Source organism: Rhodococcus sp. B10, assembly GCF_011770055.1.
Lineage (GTDB): Bacteria > Actinomycetota > Actinomycetes > Mycobacteriales > Mycobacteriaceae > Rhodococcoides > Rhodococcoides kyotonensis_B.
The window spans coordinates 1-16873 of record NZ_JAAFYV010000046.1 but is presented as its reverse complement, the minus strand read 5'-3'; the positions used below and the strand labels follow the sequence as shown (position 1 = coordinate 16873).

The 16873-nt window shown below is 65.6% G+C and carries 13 protein-coding genes; 1 reads left to right on the top strand and 12 read right to left on the bottom strand.

Annotated elements, in window-relative coordinates:
* Positions 1 to 27 precede the first annotated feature (27 nt).
* From RhoFasB10_RS23455 to cobM, 12 genes are all read right to left on the bottom strand, one after another.
* Positions 28 to 996, bottom strand: coding sequence for a cutinase family protein (locus RhoFasB10_RS23455; RefSeq protein WP_068430009.1), 969 nt, complete (start codon positions 994 to 996; stop codon positions 28 to 30).
* A gap of 11 nt (positions 997 to 1007) precedes the next feature.
* Positions 1008 to 1559: a DUF732 domain-containing protein gene (locus RhoFasB10_RS23450; protein WP_068430127.1), complete on the bottom strand. Its 552-nt coding sequence runs from the start codon at positions 1557 to 1559 to the stop codon at positions 1008 to 1010.
* A gap of 99 nt (positions 1560 to 1658) precedes the next feature.
* A complete protein-coding gene (locus RhoFasB10_RS23445; protein WP_167678834.1) occupies positions 1659 to 3548 on the bottom strand; it encodes an alpha/beta hydrolase-fold protein in 1890 nt (629 codons plus the stop codon).
* 255 nt (positions 3549 to 3803) lie between these two features.
* Complete coding sequence (locus RhoFasB10_RS23440; RefSeq protein ID WP_068430007.1) at positions 3804 to 4817, bottom strand: alpha/beta hydrolase family protein; 1014 nt, start codon at positions 4815 to 4817, stop codon at positions 3804 to 3806.
* Between the two features lie 351 nt (positions 4818 to 5168).
* Positions 5169 to 6161 (bottom strand): alpha/beta hydrolase family protein, encoded by a 993-nt coding sequence (locus tag RhoFasB10_RS23435; RefSeq protein ID WP_174551479.1) that lies wholly within the window; start codon positions 6159 to 6161, stop codon positions 5169 to 5171.
* Between the two features lie 179 nt (positions 6162 to 6340).
* Positions 6341 to 8290 carry a flagellar motor control protein ZomB gene (gene zomB / locus RhoFasB10_RS23430; protein ID WP_302050742.1) on the bottom strand — a complete coding sequence of 650 codons (1950 nt, stop codon included), beginning with the start codon at positions 8288 to 8290 and terminating at the stop codon, positions 6341 to 6343.
* Positions 8268 to 9173, bottom strand: a complete 906-nt coding sequence (locus RhoFasB10_RS23425) for a decaprenyl-phosphate phosphoribosyltransferase (RefSeq protein ID WP_068430006.1) — start codon at positions 9171 to 9173, stop codon at positions 8268 to 8270. Before RhoFasB10_RS23425 ends, zomB begins: the two co-directional genes overlap by 23 nt.
* Complete coding sequence (locus RhoFasB10_RS23420) at positions 9170 to 9706, bottom strand: phosphatase PAP2 family protein (RefSeq protein ID WP_068430003.1); 537 nt, start codon at positions 9704 to 9706, stop codon at positions 9170 to 9172. The genes RhoFasB10_RS23425 and RhoFasB10_RS23420 overlap by 4 nt, the downstream gene beginning before the upstream one ends.
* Positions 9684 to 11591 (bottom strand): glycosyltransferase, encoded by a 1908-nt coding sequence (locus RhoFasB10_RS23415; RefSeq protein WP_167678832.1) that lies wholly within the window; start codon positions 11589 to 11591, stop codon positions 9684 to 9686. The genes RhoFasB10_RS23420 and RhoFasB10_RS23415 overlap by 23 nt, the downstream gene beginning before the upstream one ends.
* Positions 11588 to 12817 carry a UDP-galactopyranose mutase gene (gene glf / locus RhoFasB10_RS23410; protein WP_346764470.1) on the bottom strand — a complete coding sequence of 410 codons (1230 nt, stop codon included), beginning with the start codon at positions 12815 to 12817 and terminating at the stop codon, positions 11588 to 11590. The genes RhoFasB10_RS23415 and glf overlap by 4 nt, the downstream gene beginning before the upstream one ends.
* 67 nt (positions 12818 to 12884) lie before the next feature.
* On the bottom strand, positions 12885 to 13613 hold the full coding sequence (gene cobF / locus RhoFasB10_RS23405; RefSeq protein WP_068429995.1) for a precorrin-6A synthase (deacetylating): 729 nt from the start codon (positions 13611 to 13613) through the stop codon (positions 12885 to 12887).
* Positions 13610 to 14398, bottom strand: coding sequence for a precorrin-4 C(11)-methyltransferase (gene cobM / locus RhoFasB10_RS23400; protein ID WP_068429993.1), 789 nt, complete (start codon positions 14396 to 14398; stop codon positions 13610 to 13612). The genes cobF and cobM overlap by 4 nt, the downstream gene beginning before the upstream one ends.
* A 269-nt stretch (positions 14399 to 14667) precedes the next feature.
* Here cobM and RhoFasB10_RS23395 point away from each other — a divergent pair, with 269 nt between their 5' ends.
* On the top strand, positions 14668 to 16803 hold the full coding sequence (locus RhoFasB10_RS23395) for an N-acetylmuramoyl-L-alanine amidase (protein WP_240931424.1): 2136 nt from the start codon (positions 14668 to 14670) through the stop codon (positions 16801 to 16803).
* Positions 16804 to 16873 lie beyond the last annotated feature (70 nt).

Here is a 16873-nt window from a genome sequence, read left to right as displayed (position 1 = left end):
GTCGTTGTGAGAACTACACGGCCGTAGTCAGGAGTGCGCAATCTCCGGTGCCGACTCGATCAGACCAGCTGCCCACGACGCCGTCCACTGCGTCGAAGTGGTACCCGCGTCGTCGACGACGAAACTGTTGTACGACGCGTGCACCGGGTTGCCCGCGGCCCCCAGCAGGATGCCGATGCTTTGCGGAATGTTCCGCAGCGACAAGCCTTCCGACGGCGCGGCGCAGATCAGATCGCCTGCCGCGCAGATCTGATTGACCTTGTCGTCGAGCGTTCCGAAACCACCGGGACGCGGTCCTGTCATCGTGATTCCCGGCAGGTCCAATCCGCCGAGAGCCACCTCGGCTCCGACGCCGTCGACGGCCGGTCCGATGTCGTTTCCGGACGTGCCGTCGCGCCTGCCGTCGGCGATGAGTGTCACGCCGAGAACGCGGTCCGCGGCGATCGGTCCGTTGCCCGCGCCGATGTCCGACGCGATGTCACCGGCGATGACCGCGCCCTGCGAGAAGCCCGTCAGAACGAAGTTCGTCAGGGGGCAGTGCTCGCTGTAGCGAGTCATCTCGTCGCGCGCCACTGCCGAACCCTCGGTGCGGCTGTTGTTGTACGACTGCTGCCCGTCCGGCGGGAACGCGATCGGATTCGAGAACTGCGCGACGTACGGAACGGTGTAGACCGTTGCACGGCTCGGGTCGAACTGCTGCTGCAGCGCTCGCGTCACGTTCAGCATCAGGGACGCGGGGTTCGCGGTCGGGTTGTACGGGTCGTCGTTCGCCGCGGATTCCCACGTGCCCGGAATGGCGATGACCGCGACGTCGGCGCAATCGGCGGGTTGCGACGACGGCTGTTCGGGACCCGGCCCCGGAATCGGCGACGGAATCTCCTTCGGGAGCCTTCCGGCCAACAGGTACCAGAGCGCCACGATGACAAGCCCGAGTACGACTGCTACCGCGAGAAGCTTCGGTAGCAGTCGTCTTCTGCGTTTCGTTCGATTCGCCACGACGTGTCTCGTCAGGACTTGCAGTAGGTGTTCTGCGCGGCCGTGATGTAGGTCTGGGCCTGCTGGCCTGCCTGCTCGGCGCTGATCTCCGTGCCCGACGCGCTGGCCTCGACGCCGACGTTCGCGGTCACGAAGGTCGAGATCTCGTCCGCTGCGACACCCTGCGACTGCGCAGAGCAGATGTAGTTGGCGGTCGAGATCGCGATCTCACCGTTTCCTGCCGGCGTGATGCCGTCCTTCTTCAGCTCGTCGAGGAACGCCTGCCCGCGTGCGTCGATCGGACTCTCGGTCGTGCCGGGGAAGTCGTCGGGCACGGGCTGCGGCTGCTCGGGGGGAGCCGTCGCCGCCTCGCCCGGAGTCGTCGTCGGCGCAGTCGAACTGGTCGTCTCCGACGCCGACGTGGTCGCCTCCGCCGATGTGGACGTCGACTCGGCGGCGGCGGAGGTCGTGGTCGACGGAGTTCCGGTGGCAGTGGAATCGTCGCTGCCGCACGCCACCAACAGTCCACCGGCGGCGACGGCCAGTAGGCCCATGGACAGTGTTCGGGCCAGAGTCGTGTGCATCATCGTGTCTACGTCCTTGGTCGTCGTCGTTTCAACGCGTCACGGTACAGAGAACCGCTGAGAGAACTCTGAGGGACTACTCGTCGGTAACTGCGGGAGTTACGGGGCGATCGTGACCTTGCCGTCCTTGACCGTGATGATGCCGAACTGGAAGTTCTGCTGGATTCCGCCGCCGTCCATCTCGAACTGATCGCTCGTGATGTAGCCGAGGCGTCCGTTCTCGTAGCCGACGCTCTTCCACGCGTCGAAGATCTCGCCGTTGCGGATGGCCCATGCACCCGTCACAGGGCTCCAGTAGATGTTGCCGTTCTCGAACTCGTTGAACCGACCGCCATCCTTGAGCGGACCCATCTCGCTGGTCTTCGGGAAGCCGAGAGCGCTGTTCTCCCAACCCAATTGACCGTACTTGTCGAGAATCATGCCCTGCACGGAATGCGTACCGAGATCGGGGCTGTGGTACATCGCTCCGATCTCGAAGCCCTGGACCGCGCCCGGCTTCGACGGCGTCGCGACCTCGTCGAGGACGGGGTAGCCGAGCGGTCCGGTCTCGTAGCCCTGACGCGCCCACTCGTCGAGGATCGCTCCGCGGACGGCGTGCGCACCGGTCTGCGGCGTGAAGTAGATCATCCCGTTCTGGAACGCGCCCGCGCGTCCGCGGCCGTCCGGCGTGCCGAACTCACCGGTCTTCGGGAAGCCGAGCGGGCCCGCAGGTCCGCCGGATCCCTGGTAGTTTCCGCCGATCGCGCCTGCCACGACCTGCGCACCGGAGTCCTGCGAGAAGAACACCCGTCCGAAGCGGAAGTCCTGGGCGCGTCCACCCGCGACGTTGTATTCCGGCGTCAGGCAGTCGCCGAGCCAAGCGTTGGCTCCCGACGCGTTGCCGATGGCACCCGTCGGGCTGCACGCGGGCTTGTCCGCTTCGACACCGAGAGCGTTGGCGAGCTGCGGCCACAGCTGGTGCAGCTCGAACTGCCAGTACTCCCACGAGTGCGTGCCGGACGGCCGGTAGTTGACCTGCGCGGGAATGCCGAGCTTGTTGAGCTTGGTCGCGAACGTCTGCGACGTCAGTCGCGACAGAATCTCGAGGCCCATGCCGGCGTAGTTGGAGCTGACGCCGGGGATTCCCGACGGTGCGTCGTACGGCCCCGCGGCACCGTTGCCGCTCGAGATGTACAGGCTGACGCCCTTCAGCTTCTCGGCGAGCAGGTACGGATCGTGCTGCGCCCACAGATCGTTGGTCGGCGCGCCCCACATCGCCTTCGAGTCGAAGCCACCTGCGTCGGCCATCGCGTACTGGATTGCCTGCGGCATGCCGAGCGTCGTCGTGGTGAGCATTCCGGACAACGATCCGGCGAACTGGAAGAAGCCCTCGTTGCGCGCGGCGAGGAACATGGCCGCGGTGCCGCCCATCGACAGGCCGACGACGCCGCGTGTCTGGTTGGTGCGCCAGTCCCGCTCGAGAATCGGGGGCAGTTCCTTCGTCAGGAACGTCTCCCACTGGTAGTTCTTGCCGTTGTCCTGGTCGACCCAGTCCGAGTAGAAGCTGGACTGTCCGCCGACCGGGAGGACTACGTTGACGTTCTTGTCCGCGAAGTACGACTCGGCGTCGGTCTCGGCGGTCCAGCCGTTCTCCATGTCGGTGGCGCGCAGACCGTCGAGCATCCACACGGACGGGAAGGACGCCTGAGGGTTCAGATTCCAGTCACGCGCGAGCAGCAGCTGCACCTGAATCGGAGTGCCCATCGACGGCGACTGGATCCAGAGTGCGACGCGGCGGTCCGACAGCCAGTCGACGGCGGTGACCGTCGCCCCGGACGCCGTCTGCGTACGGTCGGGCGACGACGCCACAGCTACCGGCGACGCCTGCGCGATTCCGACGGCGCCGAACGGCGACGCCAATGCGACGGCCACTGCCGCGGCGATCGCAGCCCGACGAGCCTGAATTCCGGCTGTGCGGCGCCGATCGGTCCGAGCAAGCCCAGTGCGCATGATGGTGACTCTCCTTCTGCAAGTGCTGCTGCGAGGTCGCGTCGACCCGTGTCGGATGCCGACGAGGGGTAGGTCACCGACCTCTTTAGCTGTCTTTCTTACACGCGAACGACGTAGAAACGACCGAGGCTCGCTGTGGCTGGTGATGCAATTGTGAATTTGTCTTCGGAATGCCGACCGGTCCGTACACGCGCGAAAGCCGTCCTACGCAGGGCGCAGGACGGCTTTCGACGATCATGAGACGAACGACCCGAATCAGGCGTTCAGGGCCTCGAGGATCTGGCCGCGAGCCTTCCAGAGCTCTGCGGACCAGTACGGCCACGAGTGGATTCCGTTGGACGGGAAGTCGAACGTCGCCGGGATTCCGAGCGTTGCCAGGCGGACCTGGAATGCGCGGCTGTTGGCGAGCGCGAGCGCTTCGAGAGCCATGCCGTTGGCCGTGTTGTAGAAGTCGATCGGTGCGCGCGGGTGATCGAACTCGCCGGGCAGGCCGCTGGCTGCCGAGATGTACATCGACAGGCCCTCGAGCTGCGGAGCGAAGACGAACGGATCGTTACGCAGCCATGCCGGGCTCCACGGAGGTCCCCACATGGAGTCGACGTTGAACCAGGACTGCGACAGCATGGCGACGCGGATCGCTTCGCGCATACCGGGAGCCGAGATGTTCAGGTAGCCCGAGAACGAACCGGCGAACTTGAACTGCTCGCGGTGGTACGCAGCCAGCGTCAGAGCGGCCGATCCACCCATCGAGATGCCGAGAACGGCGTTGTTGGTACGCGAGACGCCGTAGCCCTCGAGGAACGCGGGCAGGTCCTGCGTCAGGAAGGTCTCCCACTTGTAGGTGACTTCCTGGCCGTTCAGGTTCGACGCGGCATACCAGTCGCTGTAGAAGCTGGCCTGGCCACCGACGGGCATGACGAGCGTGACGTCGTCGTTCGCGAACTGGTCCTGGGCGTTGGTCTCGAACGTCCATGCGTTGCGGTCGTCGCGAGCACGGAGGCCGTCGAGCAGGTACAGAGCCGAGCTGCCGCCGCGGGCTGCCCACTGGACCTGGACCTTGATGGGGCCCATCTCGGACGGAACCCAGAGGTCCTCACGGCCACCGGCCGGAGCCTTGTGGGTGATGGGGCTGGGAGCCGCTACCGCTGTGGCACCGCCGACGGCTCCGAGAGCGATCGGAAGTACGAGTGCGGCTGCACCGAGTCCCATGAGTCGCTGACGCCATCGCTGGGTCAACCTCGGTTTGTTGCTGAGGCCGGCAAATCGCATGAATCGTGCTCTCTCTCGTCTTCTGCGGATTCCGCGTCTGCTGCGGCCCCCGGCAATTCCAACAGGGCTGTTCTTCGGCCCTGTCGGGCCGTAGTACGGGCTGTTCAGTTATTCGACAATCAAGTGTGAAACAGGTACGGACCCGTCCGCGCCCGCGAGGGTCGGCGGCCGTGACCGAAAGGGAGGCTATTGCACCCGGCGGCCCCGATGCAAAACCGTGATCTTGATCTCAGGTTTGCTTCGGGGCCGATATCAAGTCGTGACACTATCCTGTCGGCCCCCCGCGCGACACCCCGTGAAAGTAGTGAAATATCACAGCAAGTTGTCGTGCGGGGACCGCCGTCAGGTGTTTCAGCCGATGTTGGCGCTCAGGTCCGGTGCCATGATGTGCACCTGCTCCTGCCAGTAGCCCCACTGGTGGGTGCCGACGGCCGGGAACGCGTACGTCACGTTGTTGGCGCCGATGCTGGCCATCCGGACCTGGAATGCCCGGCTGTTGGCCAGTGCGATCGCTTCGAGTCCCATCGCGTTGCCGGTGTTGTAGTAATCGATGAAGCTGCGCGGCTGATCGAGACCACCCGGGAGACCGCTACCGGCGAAGACCCACACTCGGGTGCCGTTGTCGCGCAGTCGCGGGGCGAAGACGAACGGGTCGTTGCGCAGCCACGCCGGGTTCCACGGCGGGCCCCACATCGCGTCGATGTTGTAGCGGCCCGAATCGAGCAGAGCCAGACGCATCGCTTCGCGCATGCCAGGTGCCGAGATGTTCAGGTAGCCGGACAGCGAGCCCGCGTAGGAGAACTGATCGGGGTGGTAGGCCGCCAGCGTCAGCGCCGCGGATCCACCCATCGAGATGCCGACGACGCCGTTGCGGTTCCGGTTGAAGCCGAGCTGATTGGCGAGATTGTCGCGCAGGTTCTGCGTCAGGAACGTTTCCCACTTGTAGGTCGTCTGCTGACCGTTGAAGTTCGACGGCGCGTACCAGTCGGAGTAGAAGCTGGACTGACCACCGACGGGCTCGACGACGTTGATGTTCCAGGCAGCGAGCGTCGCGCCTGCATCCGTCTCGTGCTCCCAGCCGGAGATGTCGTTCGTGGCGCGGAGGCCGTCGAGCAGGTAGACGACGCGGTCGGTGTTACCGTCCGCGGCCCGCCAGACACGGCTCTTGATCGGGCCCATGCTCGAGTCCGTCCAGAAGTCGAACGCACGCGGATCGAACGCCGCGTTGGCGGTCGCACCCGTTCCCACCACTGCCAGCCCGAGGGGTAGTGCCACAGCCATCACCAGTGACGTCAGCAAACGGCGTGTGCGCCCCCCGGCACTCTTCTTCGTTCCAAACAGCATGCAATCGACCTCTCAGCGGTTTTGGTGGGCCGTAGTGCTACGACTCGCCCGTTCAGCGTGGTGATTTCGGTCCCGACGGCCCATCAGTCACACACATCTTCGACATACATCGGCCGAAACTCGACCTCCGTTACGAAAATGAGATATCCCATCTTGGCGTCGAACCGATATCGGCGCAACTAATTGTCGGCTTGGAGAACCGGCTCTTCCAAACCACATCTCTGTATTTCGTATTTCGGCACTCGGTCGAAACGGTAACCCGCATAGAACAACGACCGCTTGATGTTCCTGATGAACAGGTCTTTCGTCAACGGGGCCCGGTACGACGCGATCAATTCCTGTGTATCGGGGCAGGACAGCGCGACCCGCGCCTCGGTGTTCCAGTCCTCGTCCATGTACCAGGGCAGATACGGATGCTCGCCGACCATGCCGAGATCGGCGACGACCCAGTCCGGGAAGAGGTTCTTGTCGTGGCCGATGCGTCCGTTGTCCAGCCGCTCGGTGTGGGACGCCAACGGGTACGCGAGGCCCATCTGATCGATGACGCGTACGTCGAGACCGACGTTCATGCTCGTCATGCCCAGATTGAGGAAGTACACGGTGTGCCCTGCGCCGCCGGGTGGAATCGGCAACGGTGGCGGCACGACGTCCCAGTACGTGAATTGAGACGACGGAAGCAGCAAGCCGCCGTCCGGCGTGTTGTCTATGGCTTCGACCATCGCACGCATACGCGGGTAGTCCAGGTAGTCCGACGCCAGGATCGGGTGCGCATGACCGGTGTTGAGCGCGTAGAAGGCGCGCTCGTCGACGATGCCGGATCGACCGACGATCGACCCCTCGGGCATTCCCGTCGTGTTCGCCGCGAAGAATGCCCAGATCACCGTGACCACCCAGACGAAGGCACCCGCACAGAGGAGAACGACACCGCGGGTATCGGACTTCGTGGCGGGGGCGGTCAGCGGCAACACCGAGATCGGCAGCAGAAGGGTGAACAGTGCCGGGAGCAGCGTGCGTCCGTGCATGAAGTCGCCGCCGACGCGTACCGCGTACACGAGCTGCAGCACACCTGCGAGCAGTACGAACACGAGAACCGCAGTCGGCGACCGCAGCGCACGTTGCGCGCCTCCCAGTGTCTTCGGGAGTTGCACCTTCCGCGGCGTGCCCGTCGTGACGACGGCGCCGACGAGGAGCAACAGCAGTGGCAACCACAGCATGTACGGGCCGAGAAGATTCCACAGGTAGTCCAAGCCCTGTGCCCATTTGGCGCCGCCCGCATCCTTCGCCACCGCGGTGTTGGGGTACGGCAGGCCGTAGTAGCCCATGCGCCAGATCTGGTAGGCCACGGGGACGGCGCCGGCGAACACGAACACGAGGAACCGACTCGGCCAGGTCTGCGGGGCCAGGAAGATCATGGCGAGCGCGAGCCCGGACAGGATGACCAGCTCGGGGCGAACGAGCGGGCCGAGGCCCGCCCAGAACGACAGGAACAGCAGCTTCGCCTGGTCACTCCGCAGGCTGCGCTCCCGCGCCGCCTCGCCGATGTCTCGCGTCGCCCACCGGACCATGAGCAGCCACAGCGTCGCGATCCAGAAGATGACCAGGCAGGTCTCGAGTCCCGACGTCGCGAAGTCACGTGCAGGCGGGACGGCGATGTAGACGAGTACGCCGGCGGGAAGAAAGATGCGCTTCGCGCCCGTGCGCGGAAAGTTGGGCCCTGGGCCAACTATCCGCTCACGAGCACGAAGTGCATAGGTGCCGATCATTGCGATCGCGATGGCGGCGGTCGACAGGACGAGCGCGATCGTCAGCACGACGTACTCGATGCGCGCCTCGCTCAGCCAGCTGCCCGCGTAGACGAGGTACGTCCAGATCGTGCTGGTGTTGGTCTCGACGCGTTCGCCCGCGTTGAAGACCGGCCCGTTGCCCGCCAGGAGGTTGCGGACGGTGCGAAGGACGATCAGACCGTCGTCGGCGATCCACCGTCGTTCCCAGGCGCCGAACAGGAACAGCAGGCTGGAGACGGCGACGCCGATACCGAAGATCGCTGTGGTGAGGGGGGTACGCGAGCTGACCGAGGGCGCGTCGGGTGCGGGGTCGGTCAGTGCCTCACGCGAGGTAGACAGCGACACCCACTACTCCGATCCACGCAAGGGCGAGCACCTGCAACACCCTGTCGCCCAGCGCGATCTCCTCCGGTTCACCGGCCTGACCCCCGTCGACGTCCACCGCGTACCGCAGGATCGCGATGGTGAACGGAATCATCGAGATCGCGAACCAGTTTGTCGAGGTTTCGGCGTCTTGTTCGAAGGCCCACAGTCCATAGCAAATCACGACGGCCGTCGCGGACAACGTCCAGACGAACCGAAGGTAGGTGGTCGTGTAGTTCTCGAGCGACTTACGGATCTTCGCGCCGGTACGTTCTGCCAGCTGAAGCTCGGCGTAGCGCTTGCCCGCGGCCATGAACAACGAGCCGAACGCCATGATCAACAGGAACCACTGCGACAGCGGAATCGAGGCGGCAACGCCACCCGCGATGGCGCGAAGCAGGAAGCCCGACGAGACGATGCAGATGTCGAGCACGGCCTGGTGCTTGAGCCCGAAGCAGTAGGCGAGCTGGATCGCGATGTAGACGGCGATGACCAGCGCGAGCTTCCAGTTCGCGAGGAACGACAGTCCGATCGCCAGCACGATGCAGGCGATGGCCATGCCGTACGCCAGCGGGACGGGCAGTACGCCCGCGGCGATGGGCCGGAAACGCTTGGTGGGGTGCGCACGGTCGGCCTCGACGTCCATCGCGTCGTTGACCAGGTAGACACCCGATGCCGCGAAGCAGAAGACGACGAACGCCAGACCCACGGGCAGCAGGACGTCGGCCTGCGTCACCGATCCCGCGGCGAGCGGGGCAGCCAGGACCAGGACGTTCTTGACCCACTGACGTGGACGCAGGGCCTTGATGATCCCGTCGACCAGGTTCTTCGGGGGCGCCCCGACGGCAGTAGCTTCCTCGCTCATGAATCTCCTTCGAACTTGCGCACGGCGGCTGCGGACAGAGCGCCGAGCGCAGTTCCGGCAAGTACATCTGTGGGGTAGTGCACACCGAGGACGAGCCGCGACAGCAGCATCGGAGGCACCAGGACCGCAGGCAAGGGTAGACCGGTGAGCCGTCCGAGCAGAATCGCGGCTGCCGTCGTCGAGGTGGCGTGCGACGACGGGAAGCTCAGCTTGCTGGGCGTCGAGACGTTGATCTGGACGCTCGGGTCGTTCGGTCGAGGGCGACGGACGACGCGTTTGATCACGATCGACGCCGCATGCGAGCCGACGGCACCGACGGCGACGCCTGCCCACTGCTTGCGACGCGTCGAGTCCAGAGCCGCGCCGACGCCTGCGACGGCCACCCAGCCGAGCGCGTGCTCGCCGAAGTGGGACATGCCGCGTGCGACGGAGATCGCGCCCGGCTGGGCTGCGACGGTCTTCTGGATCTTCGACAGGATGCGAACTTCGGCGGCTGCCTCGCTCTGGTTCTTACGCCTCGTAACGAAAGACACGTTCCCAGGTTTCCTTACTGGTGAGGTGAGGGACGGCGTCGCGATAGCGACCCTTGAGATCGGGGAAGCGGCGAGACAGTTCCGTCCGCAGCGCCATGGCTTCCTTGAACAGAGCCGCCGCCTTCTCGCGGTCACGCTGCCGGTACACGACGCCACGGCCGTCGGCAGTGGTGACGGTGACCCCGTCGACCTGGGACAGCAGGAACCAGCGTGCGTCGAGCGTCGGCACGTTGAGCTGCGGGCGCTCGTGATGACGCGTGTGCGCGGGCTTGACGTTGTGGATCAGGCCCTTCGCGAGACGGCCGATCTTCGCGAGCGGGTTGGTGGGCAGGCCGACGGCTCCCACCTCTTCGCCGGACGCCAGCGGCAGTTCCGTCGAGGAGCCGACGACGACGGCGTCCGGGTAGTTCTTGCGCAGCGCGTGCACATCGCCGAGCGACGTCGGCAGGATGTCCAGGATGTGTTCGGGTCCTTCGAGGAAGTCGCGGATCGCCTTGTTCTGGATTGCGACGGTCGAATACTCGAGGCACAGCAGATGCTTGATCGTCGCCTTGACGGTGTCGAGGACGAGTCCTCGGCCGTTGCCCGGCATGTGCAGCGCCGCGACGACGAGACGGTTACGCAGGTGGAAGTACGCCTGCCAGTCGATGGCATCGTCCTTGTCGCTCCACGCCATGTGCCAGATCGCGGCACCGGGCAGAGTGACCGTCGGGTAGCCGGCTTCCCGTGCGCGCAAACCGTATTCGGCGTCGTCCCATTTGATGAACAGCGGGAGCGGCTGGCCGAGTTCCTCCGCGACGACGCGCGGGATCATGCACATCCACCAACCGTTGTAGTCGACGTCGATACGCCGGTGCATCAACTTGCTGGAGCGCAAAGGGTTTTCGCTGAAGTCGTGGTCGTACTCGACGTTCTGGGCACCGGTCCACATGAAGTTGGTCCGGTTGACAACCTCACCCATGACGTGAAGGTGACTGCGCGCCTGCAGATTCAGCATCTGTCCGCCGACGAGAGTCGGCACTTTCGCGAAGCGGGACATCGCGAGGGCACGCAGGATCGAGTCCGGCTCGATCTCGATGTCGTCGTCCATGAACAGGATGTGCTGCGCCGACGTGTTGTTCAGCGCCTCGTACATGATGCGGCTGTACCCGCCGGAGCCGCCGAGGTTTGCCTGATCGTGGACGGCAAGCCTGCCACCCAGAGTTGCGGCGGCCGCGTCGAAACCGGGTTCGTCCTTGGCTTTTCGGGTTCCCTGGTCCGGCATGACGACGGCGTCGATCACCTCGAGAACCAGCGGGTCCGATCCGAGCGCCTCCAACGCCTTGACGGCGTCGGTCGGGCGGTTGAACGTCGGGATTCCGACGGCGACGCTTGCCTCGCCCGGCGCCTCGATCGGCGCGTACCAGCCTGCGCTCTCGAGCACGACCTCGCTGTCGGAGGTGATGTCGAACCAGATCCAACCGCCGTCCTCGAACGGGCCGAGATCGATCAGGAACTCTTGTGTCGCATCGGATTCGACGACCTCGCGGCCCTCGACGTGGATGCGCGACGCATCGGCCTTGGACCGGTAGACGTCGATGCGGCAGTGCCCGGAGACCTCGACGCGCAGCACGACGGACGTCAGGATGCTGTAGCGCCGCCAGTAGCTGGCCGGGAACGCGTTGAAGTAGGTGCAGAACGAGACCTCGGACTCAGCACCGACGGTCAACGACGTGCGCGAGAGCGAATGCGCCCGTCGCGCATTGGTCGTCGCTTCCTCGAGGTAGAGCGTGCGCACGTCGAGCGGCTCACCGGATCGCGGCAGCAGAATTCTCTGCAGAAGCGACTTGCCGAGAACCTCGGTGACGTCCTGGACACCGTCGTCGAGCAAGTGTTTGGCCGTCATTTGTCCCCCGTCAGCGCAGCGCCCGACTCGAAGTGCGGGACGAGCGTGTTGTCGTACATGTTGAGCGCGCTGGCGATGGCCATGTGCATGTCCAGGTACTGGTAGGTGCCGAGACGACCACCGAACAGCACACCCGCGTCGGCCGTTTCCTTCTTGGCCAGGTCGCGGTACGCCTCGAGCTTCGCGCGGTCGTCGGGGGTGTTGATCGGGTAGTACGGCTCGTCGCCGCTTTCCGCGAACCGCGAGAACTCGCGCATGATCACCGTCTTGTCCGACGGGTACTCGCGCTCGGGGTGGAAGTGGCGGAACTCGTGGATACGGGTGTACGAGACGTCGCCGTCGTTGTAGTTCATGACGGGCGTGCCCTGGAAGTCGCCCGTCGGCAATACCTCGGTTTCGAAATCGAGTGTGCGCCAACCGAGTTCGCCCTCGGCGTAGTCGAAGTACGCGTCGAGGGGACCGGTGTAGACGATCGGAGCGTCGGGACTCTCGGCCGTTAGCTCCGCCTTGACGTCGAACCAGTCGGTGTTCAGCCGAACCTCGACGAGCTCGTTGTCGGCCATCTTCTCGAGCCACGCGGTGTAGCCGCCGACGGGAAGGCCTTCGTAGGTGTCGTTGAAGTAGCGGTTGTCGAAGTTGTAGCGGACCGGCAGACGCGTGATGTTGCCCGCGGGCAGATTCTTCGGATCGGTCTGCCACTGCTTGGCCGTGTAGTCGCGGATGAACGCCTCGTACAGCGGGCGGCCGATCAGCGAGATTGCCTTCTCTTCGAGGTTCTGCGCGTCCTTGGCGTCGAACTCGCTGGACTGCTCCTCGATGAGGGCGCGCGCCTCTGCAGGCGAGTAGTACTTGCCGAAGAACTGCGAGATCAGACCGAGGCCCATCGGGAACTGGTACGACTGACCGTTGTGCATCGCGAAGACGCGGTGCTGGTAGCTCGTGAACTCGGTGAACTGGTTGACGTAGTCCCAGACCCGCTTGTTCGAGGTGTGGAACAGGTGCGCGCCGTACTTGTGGATCTCGATGCCGGTCTCCGGCTCGGCCTCCGAGTACGCGTTGCCGCCGATGTGGTGACGACGGTCGAGAACGAGGACGCGCTTGCCCAGCTGCGACGCCGAACGCTCCGCCACGGTCAGGCCGAAGAATCCGGATCCGACGACGATGAGGTCGTATCGGCCGGTCACGGAGGCATCTCGGGCAGAAGACGAAGGAGTTACAGCAGTCACGGGCAACCAGGGTATCCGACGCCGGCAGATGTGCCGTCCATGGTTGGTTTGCCGGCGGATTGCCCAGTCACCGGCGCAGCAGGTATGTATCCATCACCCAGCCGTGCTCGGCCTTGAGCTGCGCCCGCACCTGCTCGATCTCGCCGATGCAGTCGTCGAGCGGCCCGGCCACCAACTGTTCATCGTCCGTTCCCAGGTTGGCTCCCCAATGAATACTCCACCGGCCGTCGCCGACGAGGCTGCGGCAGGTCAGGTGGCCGTCGAGCATGACGACGACGTTGTCCGCCCCCGCGTTCACGTCGTCGAGCAGGGCCCGTCCGGTCGTGATCACGATCGGCCCGCCGATGCGATTGAGCACCAACCGGTGCGCCGCTGCGAGCATCGACACACTGCTGATGCCAGGGGTGACGTCGAAATCGATGCCCAGCCTCTCGACGACTCGAATGGTGCTGTCGTAGAGCGCCGGGTCGCCCCAGACCAGGAAACCGATCGTCGACGACGGATCCAGCTGCGCCAGGACCTCCTCGTACGCGCGGGCACGGGCGTCGTGCCAGTCGAGCACCGCGGTGCCGTAATCGCCGGGCTTCCGGTCGCGCTCCGGATCGGGCACCTGAATGACCGTCGGCTCACCGGGAACGTGGCGACGCAGGATCTCGGCGCGCGCCTGGGCGAGGTCGCCCACCGAGGAGCCCTTGTCGGCGACGAGAAAGACGTCGACCTCACGGAGCTTGGCGACGGCCTGGACGGTGATCTGGTCGGGATGGCCTCCGCCGATTCCGACGAGATGCGCCCTCACGCGTCGCCCCCCGGCCGTTCCGGTCGTTCCGCGGGCTCCACTCCTGGTCGTTCGCGGCACGCGTCGTACAGGTGCGATTCGACGCCCGGAGTGCGGCCCACCGCAGGCCCGACCAGGATCACTGCCGCCTGCCGAAGCCCCGCGGCCTCGACCTGATCCGCGATGTCGGCGAGTGTTCCCGTCAGAACGAGCTGATCCGGCTTGCTGGCGTGGAACACGACGGCAGCGGGGCAGTCGGACCCGTAGAACTCGACCAGCTCGTCGGCCAGAACCCGGGCGCGCGTGATCGCGAGGTGCAGCACCAGCGTCGCGCCGGTCGCCGCGAAGTTCGTGAGCGCCTCGGCGTCGGGCATCGCGGTGGAGCGTGCCTGGGTCCGCGTCAGGACGACGGACTGCGTGACCTCGGGAACCGTCAGTTCGACGCGCAACGTCGCCGCTGCGGCCGCGTACGCCGGCACCCCAGGCGTGACGTCCCACGGCACACCTGCCCGGTCCAGGCGCGCGGACTGCTCCGCGAGCGCCGAATAGAGAGACGGGTCACCCGAGCACAACCTGGCGACGTCCTCACCGCGTTCGTGCGCGGCGACGAGCTCGGCGGTGATCGCGTCGAGATCCATCCTTGCCGTATCGACCTTCCGAACATCGTCGGGGCAATGCGCGAGGACGGCGTCGTCGATGTAGGTGCCCGCATAGACGCAGACCGGGCTGGTTCGGAGTAACTCCGCCGCGCGCAGCGTCAGCAGATCTGCGGCGCCCGGGCCGGCGCCGATGAAGTGAACAGTCACGAGCAGCAGCCTAAATCGGGTCGCTCCTGCGGACTCCACGCCCAACCCCAGGCACGGAGCCCGACGCGCCGCGGCCCCTCGGATCCCCGCACTGGCTAACTCTCAAGCTAAGGTTTAGCCTTGTGTCTGATGAGGTTGTTGTTACTCGTGTGACTTGATTCAAGCATCAACAGTCACACACGTAACAACAGCATCGAAGCTTGCGGACATTGGATCTGAACGGAAGCAGAACGCGTCGCACCGTCGCCGGAAGCTTCGCGGCGGAGGCCATGGCAGTACCGGTCGCCCGTCGCACCCAACAACCAGGGAGAAACGCCTTGCACCGTCGAACGAAGCCGTCGATCGTTCTCGGCGCAGTCGCCTTGCTGGCCGTCGCGGGCCCCGTGACGGTCTACAGCATCTCCGGCGACGCTGCGTCCACCGATGTTCGATCGGCCAACGAGACCACCCCTGTCACCGTGCCGACCAAGATCGTCGAGACAGCGCTCGAATCCGCGCCGGACATCGTCCTCCCCCTCGCAGAACTCACGGGTCTGCCGTTGCCGGACCTGCGCCTCTCCGACCTGAAGTACCTACCTCTTCCGGACAACATCACGCTTCCTGCGATCCCGGAGATCCCCGGCCTGACCGTTCCGGCACCGACGAGCCCGTCGGCGCAAGCTCCCATTCCCGGCCTGGAGCGCAACAACGCATCGGCACCGATTTCCCCGTCCGCCGACGACCCGGGCGCCCCCTTGGGTGCCGTCGTCAAGGAACTGCGTCAGGACGACCCCTTCAGCATGGTCGCGCTGACGTCGACGGCTCTCGACGGGGCTGTCGCGCAGGTCCGCCGCCAGCTCGACGACGGTTCGTGGGGCCCGTGGATCGCGACGGAACCGATCGACACCGCCGCGAGCGACGCCGCACCCGTGCCCGACAAGAAGGGCACCGAACCGATCTTCGTCGGCGCGACGAAGGCCGTGCAGATGCTGCTGACGCCGCGGCCCGGATCTGCCGTTCCCGCACAGGAACTCGCACCGGCACCCGAGGCAACACCTGTTCCCGAGGCGCAGGCACCCGCTCCCGAAGCGCAGGCACCCGCTCCCGAAGCGGCAGCACCCGATCTCGGGTACACACCCGCGTCGGTCTCGAAGCCGCTGCGCCAGCAGGAAACTCCCGTCGCGGACGCATTGGCCGACATCAGTGCCGTGCTCATCCAGCCGGGAAGCTCGCCTGCGGACTCCGCGCTCGCCGACCTCGCGACGCCCGTCGCCGGTGATGCAGGGCCGAAGGTCATCTCGCGTGCACAGTGGGGTGCCGACGAATCGATCCGCTGCGCCAACCCGACGTACGACGACTTCCTCGGTGGCGCAACGGTTCACCACACCGCAGGCAGCAACGACTACTCCAAGTCCGAGTCGGCCGAGATCGTCCGCGCGATCTACGCCTACCACGCACAGACGCTCGGCTGGTGCGACGTCGGCTACAACGTGCTGGTCGACAAGTACGGCCAGATCTTCGAGGGTCGCGCAGGCGGACTCGACAAGCCGGTCCAGGGCGCGCACGCCGGTGGCTTCAACGAGAACACCATGGGCATCGCGATGATGGGTGACTACACGTCGCAGTCGCCGTCGCAGGAAACCCTCGACTCGGTCGGCAAGTTCCTCGGATGGCGTTTGGGCAAGGCAGGTCTCGACCCCAAGGGTGAGACCACGATGACGTCCGAAGGCACGAACTACACGTTCATCGGCCAGGGCCAGAGCGTCGACCTGCCGGTGATCTTCGCGCACCGCGACGTCGGAAACACGACGTGCCCCGGCGACGCCGCCTACTCGAAGATGGACGAGATTCGCGACATCGCGGCCGCGAATCTCGGGGGTGGAAGCGTCGACACCGCTCCTGCACCGTCGGTGGACGAGCCGGAACAGGCAACGCCGTCGTCACCGGGAACGGATGCGAGCAGCACTGTCGGACAGAACATTCCGGCGCTCGTCGACGAACTGGTTCGCCTCGCGAGCTCGAACCCGATCGCGAAGAAGTGGCTCGACTCCGGCGGCGAGACGGGATCGCTCGGCACCCCCGTCAGCGGTCTGGTCCAGGTCAAGGGCGGCGGAGAAGCCGCAGCGTTCACCAACGGATCGATCTTCACTTCGCTTGCCGGACAGGCTGTATCGGTGATCGGAAAGATCTTCGAGCAGTTCATGGCCCTCGGCGGCGAGAACGGTGAACTCGGTCTGCCGATGACGGACGAGTACCGGGTTCCGGAAGGTCTGCGCACCGACTTCGAGAACGGGTCGCTGATCTTCAACGAGCTCACCGGCATCGTCACGACCGTCATCAAGACGTACAACGACACGTACGAGCAGGAGATGCAGAACCCCGTCGCGGCCCCGGTCGAGCCCGCTCCCCCGGCTCCGGCCCCGTAGCAGTTCCGCCCAGAGAAATGCCCCCGCACAACGGCGTGCGGGGGCATTCGGCGTTCTCGGAGCCGTGGGC

Bases quoted from the DNA above. Each gene is read 5' to 3' on its own strand.
- RhoFasB10_RS23450 (WP_068430127.1), bottom strand. From the start codon at position 1,559: ATGCACACGACTCTGGCCCGAACACTGTCCATGGGCCTACTGGCCGTC.
- RhoFasB10_RS23445 (WP_167678834.1), bottom strand. From the start codon at position 3,548: ATGCGCACTGGGCTTGCTCGGACCGATCGGCGCCGCACAGCCGGAATT.
- RhoFasB10_RS23440 (WP_068430007.1), bottom strand. From the start codon at position 4,817: ATGCGATTTGCCGGCCTCAGCAACAAACCGAGGTTGACCCAGCGATGG.
- RhoFasB10_RS23435 (WP_174551479.1), bottom strand. From the start codon at position 6,161: ATGCTGTTTGGAACGAAGAAGAGTGCCGGGGGGCGCACACGCCGTTTG.
- RhoFasB10_RS23425 (WP_068430006.1), bottom strand. From the start codon at position 9,173: ATGAGCGAGGAAGCTACTGCCGTCGGGGCGCCCCCGAAGAACCTGGTC.
- RhoFasB10_RS23415 (WP_167678832.1), bottom strand. From the start codon at position 11,591: ATGACGGCCAAACACTTGCTCGACGACGGTGTCCAGGACGTCACCGAG.
- RhoFasB10_RS23395 (WP_240931424.1), top strand. From the start codon at position 14,668: ATGGCAGTACCGGTCGCCCGTCGCACCCAACAACCAGGGAGAAACGCC.